The sequence below is a fragment of the Neobacillus rhizosphaerae genome, from assembly GCF_050477885.1.
Classification (GTDB): Bacteria; Bacillota; Bacilli; order Bacillales; family Cytobacillaceae; genus Neobacillus; species Neobacillus rhizosphaerae_A.
The window spans coordinates 1-1,402 of the sequence record NZ_JBCNAC010000149.1; the positions used below are offsets into that span (position 1 = coordinate 1).

The following is a 1,402-nucleotide window of genomic DNA, read 5'->3' on the forward strand; positions in this document are numbered from 1 at the left end:
CAAGTTTAACAGAGCCAAAACTATAAAAATAAGCAGGTGGAAAAGATGGACTTAAGATGGGAGGAAAATAATCTTTTATCAATTCGTGAACATGCCTATTTGTTTCTAAAGGAAATGATTCTTGAAGGAGAATTGAAGGCAGGTGACCGTTTAATTGAAAGAGAACTTGCAGGCAAATTAAATATAAGTCGAACGCCTATAAGGGAGGCATTATTCCGGCTTGAGTCTCAGGGCTTTGTTAAAACGGTTCCCAGGAAAGGGGTCGTCGTTTCGAATATTTCTGAAAGTGAAGTAATTGAGGTCTTTACGATCCTAGCTTCGTTAGAAGTTTTGGCTGTAAAGTTAGCCGCACAACGAATGGATCTTGAAACTCAACAAGAACTAGATCAAAAGATTCAAGAACTGTTAGCATTAGAAGAGCAAGCGGAAGAGGATTTTAATCTTGAACATATTCAGATGAACCGGTTGATTAATAAAGCATCTAAAAGCCCAAAATTATTCGAAATTTTATCTGGCCTTATAGATTATATACACATGGCAGCTAATATGGGCTATGAGACTCCGGGTAGAAGGAAAGAATCATTAAAGGAACATATTGATATCATGAAAGCGTTAAGGGATAAAGAAGCGGAATTGGCAGAGTATTTAATGAGAATCCATATTGAAAACTCTAAAAAAGCATATATCAACTATATCAGAAATATTAAAGAGAAAATGAATAGAAAAGATAAAGTGAAAATCACTTGAAATAAATCAGATAAATATAAGGGAGGAAATGATGATATGCCGAATATTCATTTCAAAAATAGTAATAAGCAATTAGAAGTTCCAGAGAATTCAAATATTTTGAGGATGTCACTCCGTTATGATGGGGAGTTGCCTAATCGTTGCGGTGGAGGCATTTGTGGTACCTGTGTTTTTAAAGCTGAAGAAGGTTCTGAATACCTTGACAAGGTAAAGGTACAGGAACGAAGAAAATTAGGTGAAGAGTGGTTAGGAAACGGATATCGTCTTGGGTGTCAAACCTTTGTGACAAATGGGGATATTACGATTTCTTGGGATGAGGAAATTACCAAACAAGTAATAAAGAAAAAGCCAGAAAAGATTCAAAAAGAAGTAACATCCGTAAAATAATCCTAGTAAAAATTAGTAATATATAAAACTATTTATTCGGGGTGAGATCATGTGGGCATGTGACAGGCATATGAAACAAATATTACCATTCTTAGAAACCCCCCATATTAGTAAAGCTTCCTACCATATTAAATGTTCACTTTGTGATAGTCGTGCACTTGTAAAAATTTATTATACTCATCAGCCACTACAAATAAAAAAGAATGAAAAATTACGATCATTAGCCTAACCCCTGTATCGGGTGCAATAAATAAATCCCCAAACCTTC

At 35.0% G+C, this 1,402-nt stretch carries 2 protein-coding genes; both read left to right on the top strand.

Going from position 1 to position 1,402, the window contains the following annotated elements; translation table 11 throughout:
* Window positions 1–45: 45 nt before the first annotated feature.
* On the top strand, window positions 46–747 hold the full coding sequence (locus ABES03_RS20505; protein WP_430120152.1) for a GntR family transcriptional regulator: 702 nt from the start codon (window positions 46–48) through the stop codon (window positions 745–747).
* 36 nt (window positions 748–783) lie between these two features.
* Window positions 784–1,134 carry a 2Fe-2S iron-sulfur cluster-binding protein gene (locus ABES03_RS20510; RefSeq protein ID WP_430120154.1) on the top strand — a complete coding sequence of 117 codons (351 nt, stop codon included), beginning with the start codon at window positions 784–786 and terminating at the stop codon, window positions 1,132–1,134.
* Window positions 1,135–1,402: the final 268 nt, after the last annotated feature.